6 protein-coding genes and 1 tRNA gene are annotated in these 6,829 nt (G+C 61.2%); 5 read left to right on the plus strand and 2 right to left on the minus strand.

Features of this window, described 5'->3' with window-relative positions; all coding sequences use genetic code 11:
- The first annotated feature begins 70 nt into the window (after positions 1-70).
- Together MESS2_RS00870 and MESS2_RS00875 are read left to right on the plus strand one after the other, a co-directional pair.
- A complete protein-coding gene (locus MESS2_RS00870; RefSeq protein WP_008872132.1) occupies positions 71-421 on the plus strand; it encodes a DUF952 domain-containing protein in 351 nt (116 codons plus the stop codon).
- Positions 418-1,494, plus strand: a complete 1,077-nt coding sequence (locus MESS2_RS00875) for a quinone-dependent dihydroorotate dehydrogenase (RefSeq protein ID WP_008872133.1) — start codon at positions 418-420, stop codon at positions 1,492-1,494. Before MESS2_RS00870 ends, MESS2_RS00875 begins: the two co-directional genes overlap by 4 nt.
- A 358-nt stretch (positions 1,495-1,852) precedes the next feature.
- Here MESS2_RS00875 and MESS2_RS00885 read toward each other — a convergent pair whose 3' ends face one another.
- Entirely contained in the window at positions 1,853-3,190 is a 1,338-nt protein-coding gene (locus tag MESS2_RS00885; protein ID WP_008872135.1) for an MATE family efflux transporter, read from the minus strand.
- Between the two features lie 126 nt (positions 3,191-3,316).
- Here MESS2_RS00885 and MESS2_RS00890 point away from each other — a divergent pair, with 126 nt between their 5' ends.
- Positions 3,317-4,219 (plus strand): histone deacetylase family protein, encoded by a 903-nt coding sequence (locus tag MESS2_RS00890; RefSeq protein WP_008872136.1) that lies wholly within the window; start codon positions 3,317-3,319, stop codon positions 4,217-4,219.
- A 3-nt stretch (positions 4,220-4,222) separates the two neighbouring features.
- Here the strand turns inward: MESS2_RS00890 and MESS2_RS00895 are convergent, their stop codons facing one another.
- Positions 4,223-4,486 carry a DUF6460 domain-containing protein gene (locus MESS2_RS00895; protein ID WP_006335992.1) on the minus strand — a complete coding sequence of 88 codons (264 nt, stop codon included), beginning with the start codon at positions 4,484-4,486 and terminating at the stop codon, positions 4,223-4,225.
- Between the two features lie 316 nt (positions 4,487-4,802).
- On the opposite strand from MESS2_RS00895, the gene MESS2_RS00905 reads away from it, so the two are divergent.
- Entirely contained in the window at positions 4,803-6,674 is a 1,872-nt protein-coding gene (locus MESS2_RS00905) for an acyltransferase family protein (protein ID WP_008872138.1), read from the plus strand.
- A gap of 77 nt (positions 6,675-6,751) precedes the next feature.
- Positions 6,752-6,825, plus strand: a tRNA-Gly gene (locus tag MESS2_RS00910).
- Positions 6,826-6,829: the final 4 nt, after the last annotated feature.

Consider the following 6,829-nt stretch of genomic DNA (forward strand, 5'->3'; position numbering starts at 1 on the left):
CACATGTTTGCGCCGGAAATGGGGAAGATGCGCCCTTCCCCGCCTGGTCTGTTCAGACTATAGCGCAACCATGTCTCAGATTATCTACAAGATAGTACCTGAAGCGCTTTGGCGCGAGGCCGAAAGAAACGGAAGCTTCACCGGCGCGCCGATCGATCTCGCCGATGGCTTCATCCATTTTTCTACCGCCGTGCAGGCCCGCGAAACTGCGGCAAAGCACTTTGCTGGTCAGACCGGACTGCTGCTGGTCGCCATCGATGCGGCGCGCCTGGGTGAAGCGCTGAAATACGAGGTCTCGCGCGGTGGCGCGTTGTTCCCGCATCTCTACGGTCCGCTCGACCTCAAGGCTGTCGTCCGGGTCCGACCATTGCCACTCGGCCCCGATGGCGCGCACCAGTTTCCGGTGCTGGAGGGCGAATGAGCCTGCTCGACCGGATCGGCCAGAAGCTCCTGTTCACACTCGATCCGGAAGCCGCGCATGGGCTGTCGATAACGGCGCTGAGATGCGGCCTGCCGGTTGGCAGGCGCCCTGTGCGCGACGACAGGCTGAAGGTCAGCCTTTGCGGCATCGATTTTCCCAACCCGCTCGGCATGGCCGCCGGCTACGACAAGAATGCCGAGGTACCGGACGCGCTGCTTGGCCTCGGCTTCGGCTTCGCCGAGGTCGGTACCATCACGCCGCTGCCGCAGGCGGGCAATCCGAAGCCGCGCATTTTCCGGCTGACAGCGGACGAAGCCGTGATCAACCGGCTGGGCTTCAACAATGAGGGTCACGAGGCGGCCGAGCGACGCCTTGCCGCCCGCAGGGGCCGCGCCGGCATCGTCGGCGTCAACATCGGCGCCAACAAGGACAGCGCCGACCGTATCAACGACTATGAGCGCGGCGTTGTCAGGTTTGCGCCTTACGCCAGCTATCTGACGGTCAACATCTCCTCGCCGAACACGCCTGGCCTGCGCAACATGCAGGCGCGCGAGCAGCTCGGCGAGCTTTTGTCCCGGGTCATCGCTGCGCGTTCGGCAGCCACAGCGCGGCCGCCCGTCTTCCTCAAGATCGCGCCGGATCTGGTCGAGGCCGAGCTGGAGGACATCGCCGCCGAGGTCACGGAGAAACAGATAGACGGCGTCATCGTCTCCAACACCACCATTTCGCGACTGAGCCTGCGCAGCGTCGCTGTCGCCGGCGAGACCGGCGGCCTCTCGGGAAAGCCCTTGTTCGAGCGCTCGACCATCGTGCTGGCGAGGATGCGCAAACTGCTTGGCCCGGACCGCGCCATCATCGGCGTCGGCGGTGTCGCTTCCGCCGAGAACGCATTGGAAAAAATCCGCGCCGGCGCCGATCTCGTCCAGCTCTATACCGGCATGATCTATGCCGGGCCTGCGCTGCCAGGCCGCATTGTTTCCGGAATGATCCGTTTCGTGGAAAAAGAGCGGCTTAAATCCGTCCGCGATCTACGTGACAGCCGCCTCGACTTCTGGGCCTCGAAGCGACTCTAGACCGCGCCAGAAGCGTGGTATCCCAGTTTGAAATTTCGTCCAGGTTCGAGCCGCGCGGATCGTCGACTAAAGCTTTGCCAGTATGGCCCCTGTGGCCAATAAAATAGCGGACGCAAACCACAGAGAGAGCAATACCCACCCCTCTTTCCTACGGTGAATGAAGAAGTAATTGAGGTATCGCCCTTGCCTGTCTCTCGTGAGAGGCAGGTCCTTAAGCACGATGTAGCCAACGCCAGCTATAAAAAGAAATCCAAATGCGAAGGCGCCGTATGCCGAGATATCGGTAATGATGCCACTCTTTCCAACCAGTTCCTGCATATTTTCGACCCTAAGATTGTTCATTCCAATATGACCCCGCCTAAAACGCCGTGCGCATCCGCAATCGCAGAATGGCGAGCAGGCTGAAGCCGCGCACCAGCAGGAAGACATGCAGCGCCGCCCATAGGCCGCGATTGCCAAAGACCGGCGCCAAAGTGAGCAGCGCCGCGCTGAAGAAGAGGAAAGACACGAGCATCATGTTGCGCATGTCGCGCGACCAGGTCGCGCCGATAAAGACGCCGTCCATCTGGAACGCCAGCACGCCGCTCAGCGCGGTGAAGGCGACCCAGGGCAGATAGATGTCGGCAACGGCGCGAACGTCCTCAGACGTCGTGATCAGGGCGACCAGATCGGCGCCGCCAAGCAACAGCACGAGCGTCGCCGCGCCCGCCAGCCCAAAGCCCCAGAACAGGGTCAGCCGCACCGCTTGCCGGAAGGGCGTCGCGGCGCCAGCGCCGATGGCGCGGCCGGCAAGCTGTTCGGCGGCCGTGGCGAAACCGTCGAGGAAATAGCCGGCGATCAGGAAGAAATTCATCAGCACGGCGTTGGCGGCCAGCGTCACCGTGCCGAATTGCGCGCCCTGGCGGGTGAACAGCGCGAAAGCGGCGAGCAGCGAGAACGAGCGGATCATGATGTCGCGATTGAGCGACAGCATGCGCGGGAAGGCAGCCATGTCGAGCAGGCGGTGGCGCGGCAAAGGCGGGGCCGCGCGGAAACGCCTGATGACAATCGCGAGGCCAAGCAGCACGGCGACGAATTCGCCGGTGACGGTCGCCCAGGCAACACCGGCGACGCCCCAGCCCAGCTCCAAGCCAAGCAGAATGCAGAGCGCGACGTTGATGCCGTTGAGCACCAGTTGCAGCATCAAGCCAAGCCCGCCTTCGCCGCGGCCCAGAACATAGCCGAGGATGGCGTAGTTGATCAGCGAGAAGGGTGCGGCGAGCAATCTGATCCTGATGTAGACGCCCATCGCCTCGCTGACGCGCGGGTCGGCGGCCATGAACCATTGCCCGGCAATGGCGACCAATGGCGCGAGCGCGGCAAGCACGATACCGGCGACGATCGCAATCAGCACGGCGCGCCAGAACACTGCCTGCTCTTCCAAATCATCGCCGCGCCCGAAAGCCTGGGCGACGAGGCCGGTGGTGCCGGAGCGCAGGAAATTGAAGGTGGTGAAGACAACGTCGAAAATGAGCGCACCCGCCGCCAGGCCGCCGAGAAGGGCAGCGTCACCTAACTGGCCGATCACCGCCGTGTCGACGATGCCAAGCAGCGGCGTCGTCAGATAGGCGAGCGTCATCGGCACCGCGATGGCGAGCACCGAGCGGTTGGTGACGACGAAGGTCCTGGCGGTGGCTTGGTTGGCACCCTTGTCCAAGGATTGCTGCCTTGCTGATTGCGGCTTGATCGAACAGCCGATGTGCCCCAGTTTCGCGACGCCGCGCAATCGCCATCCAACGGCGGCCAACCGAATTCCAGCACTGGCGCAGGCCGCCCTTACATCATGCCGCTGCAGATCGTCCATCACCCCGACTATGACGCCGGCTTCGCCGTCAATCACCGCTTTCCGATGAGCAAATATCCGGTGCTGATGGAAGCCCTGAGCGCGCATGGGCTGGCCGAGCCTGCCGCGCTCAACGTGCCGGACGCGGCGCCGGCGTCATGGCTGAAGCTTGCCCATGCCGCCTCCTATGTCGACCAGGTGCTGGCCTTCGAAGTGCCTGCAAAAATCGAGCGCGAGATCGGCTTTCCGGTAAACCTACGCGTTTCGCTAAGAGCGCAGCTCGCAACCGGCGGCACGGTGCTGGCGGCGCGGCTGGCGTTGCTGAGCGGCATCGCCTGCAACACCGCCGGCGGCAGCCATCACGCACGGCGCGCGCAGGGCGCTGGTTTCTGCACCTTCAACGATGTCGCCGTCGCCTCGCTGGTGCTGCTTGGCGAAGGTGCAGTCCAAAACATCCTGATCGTCGATCTCGACGTGCACCAGGGCGACGGCACGGCCGACATTCTGGGCGACGAGCCGCGCGCGTTCACCTTTTCCATGCATGGCGAGCGCAACTATCCGGTGCGCAAGATCGCCTCCGATCTCGATGTCGCCCTGCCCGACGGCACCGGCGACGCGGCCTATCTCGAAAGGCTGAGTAGCCTTCTGCCGGAATTGTCCGCCAGGGCGCGCTGGGACTTTGTCTTCTACAATGCCGGGGTCGACGTCCATGCCGAGGACCGGCTTGGCAGGCTGTCGCTGTCGAACGAGGGTCTGCGCGCCCGCGACGACATGGTGATCCGCCATTTCCGGGCGCTGGGTATCCCCGTGTGCGGCGTCATCGGCGGTGGCTACGCGACGGATGTGGCGGCACTCGCCGCGCGCCACGCCGTCCTGTTCGAAGTGGCTTCGCGCTACGCCTAACAGCTATTTCTTATAGTTGGCGATCCTGAGCAGGATGAAGGCCGGCACGACGATCGCCGCGCCCAGCAGGATATAGCCGAGGAAACGGTCGACGGCGCGGAAACCCAGGTTCCACAGATCGACGAAGAATTTCTGGATGCCGTAGAGCACATCCATCGGCGACCAGCCGAAGGCGTTCATGACGAGGCCGACGAGAAACGACACGACCAGCAGCTTCAGGAGCACCCGGAGCGGCGTATCGCCGAGAAAACGGTTCAGTGCGGACAAGGCCCGTCTCCAGAGTAGGTTGCACCGATTCGTGTACAGGTCCAGAAATACGCACTTGCCGGCCCGGCATCAAGCCAGTCGCAGAATTCTGTCAGTCGCAGAATCCAGGCCGCTTTACGATCGCCCGAACGGTGGCTTGCATGATTGCCTGCTCGCCAGCCTTGACACCTATGTTGCGGTGCAGCAAAATTAGGTGACAGAGGGTAGCCAATTGATGTCGATCAGCCAGAGTCATCGCCCGGATATTGACGGCTCGGATATTGACGGACTGCGCTGTCTCGCAGTGACCCGCGAACACCGCGAGTGGACTTCCTGAATGAAGTACAGGCGCGATATCGATGGCCTACGGGCTGTTGCGGTCCTGCCGGTCGTACTCTTCCACTTCGGAATCACGGCAATTCCCGGCGGCTTTACCGGCGTCGATATCTTCTTCGTCATCTCCGGCTACCTGATCAGCGGAAGCCTTCTGGACGACCTTGAACGCGGCCAGTTTTCGATCGTCAGCTTCTACTGGCGCCGCGCCCGGCGCATTCTGCCGGCTCTGGTCTTTGTCACACTTCTTACATGCATAGCGGCATTATTCATTCTCTTGCCGTCAGATCTGCATGAATTCAGTCTCAGCGTCATAGCGTCATCGACTTTCTGGTCGAACATCTATTTCTGGAAAACGACGAATTACTTCTCCATCGATGCCGAACTGCGACCTCTGCTGCACACTTGGTCGCTTTCGGTCGAGGAACAATACTACATCTTTGCTCCGATCCTTATGTTCCTGATCTATCGCTATTTCGGGAAGCGCTGGCTGACGATACTCCTGCCGATCATTCTTGGCAGCTTCGTGCTGGCGATCATGGCGACATCGATGGCTCCGACAGCTGGCTTCTACCTGCTGCCGACACGTATCTGGGAACTTATGCTGGGCGCCGTGCTCATGTTGAAACGGCCCCCGGCCCTGGGTAACCGGCTTGTCATGGAACTGGCCGGCCTGGCAGGGGTTGGCCTTCTCGCCATCGGATTCCTGACGGTTTCGGAGAGTGATCCGTTCCCGGGTTACAACGCCTTGTATCCATGCCTCGGAACCGCGCTGCTTATCTACGTTGGCCAGAGTACCCCGTCGACGATCGTTACCCGTATACTCGAAACCCGACCGCTGGTCTGGATCGGTCTCATCTCGTATTCGCTGTATCTCGTTCACTGGCCAATCAATTCGTTCGCTCACTATCTTTCACTGCAAAAACTCGACCCGTCGATGATCGTTGTAATGACGGTTGCAAGCTTCGCGCTGGCTGCATTTTCCTGGAAATATGTCGAGCAGCCGTTTCGGCAGAAAAGGACCTTTACCGCCCCGGTGCCCATCTTCGCCTTTTCAGCGGGCGCGATCGCTCTTCTTTGTGTTGGCGGCGCGGCCGGGGCGCTTGGCAACGGCTTTCCGCAACGGTTTCCGGACTTTGCCCAACAGCGGATTCCTGTCGGCGACTGGCGCAATGGCACCTGTTTCAACGAGGGCTCCAGCCAGATAGAAAACTGGAACCTCGGGGATTGCACCCGCACCCGCGGCTTCAAGACGGATGTCTTGTTGTGGGGCGACTCGTTCGCCGCCCACTATGTTTCAGGCCTGGACGCCAACGCAAATCAGATTCAAGCCAATGTCGTAGAATACACCTATGCGGGCTGTCCACCGATTCTCTCCTACTTCTCCTATGCACGTCCAAATTGCACGCGATTCAATCAGCAAGCCCTGAAAATAATCGGGGATGCCGGTATCCGGACGGCCATACTCAGCGGCCGGTGGACCGACTATGCGGCGAGAAGCTTCGACGGTCTCCAGCAAACGATCGATACGCTTCGTGGCCTGGGCGTGCGGGTGTTTGTCATCGGCCAGTCTCCGGAGTTCATAACCGACGTCCGGAAAATCGCGTTCTTCGCAAAGCGCAGGAATCTGGATGATACATCCTGGCCAATGGCCATGGATCCCGGCATCAACGACCGCGTGCGCTCATTTACCAAAGGCGCCACTTTCATCGATCCGCTAAAATTCCTGTGCAGCGCGGGACGCTGCTCCTTCGCCGACGCAGGCCAGTTTCTCTATTTCGATTATGGGCATTTCTCGACAATTGGGGCCACGCTGGCAATCTCGAAATACTGGCCGAACTTTGCCGCGAACAATACCCTTGCCACGACGAAGTAACGGTGGGCGGCCAGCAAGGCACGAGCGCGAGCTTAACGATTGCCCGAATGCCGGCTTGCGTGGTAACGAGGGCTCACGCGGGTATGATGTAATGGTAGCTTGTCAGCTTCCCAAGCTGAACGCGCGGGTTCGATTCCCGCTACCCGCTCCAGCTT

This window comes from Mesorhizobium metallidurans STM 2683, assembly GCF_000350085.1.
GTDB lineage: Bacteria > Pseudomonadota > Alphaproteobacteria > Rhizobiales > Rhizobiaceae > Mesorhizobium > Mesorhizobium metallidurans.

Bases quoted from the DNA above. Each gene is read 5' to 3' on its own strand.
- MESS2_RS00870 (WP_008872132.1), top strand. From the start codon at position 71: ATGTCTCAGATTATCTACAAGATAGTACCTGAAGCGCTTTGGCGCGAG.
- MESS2_RS00890 (WP_008872136.1), top strand. From the start codon at position 3,317: ATGCCGCTGCAGATCGTCCATCACCCCGACTATGACGCCGGCTTCGCC.
- MESS2_RS00875 (WP_008872133.1), top strand. From the start codon at position 418: ATGAGCCTGCTCGACCGGATCGGCCAGAAGCTCCTGTTCACACTCGAT.
- MESS2_RS00905 (WP_008872138.1), top strand. From the start codon at position 4,803: ATGAAGTACAGGCGCGATATCGATGGCCTACGGGCTGTTGCGGTCCTG.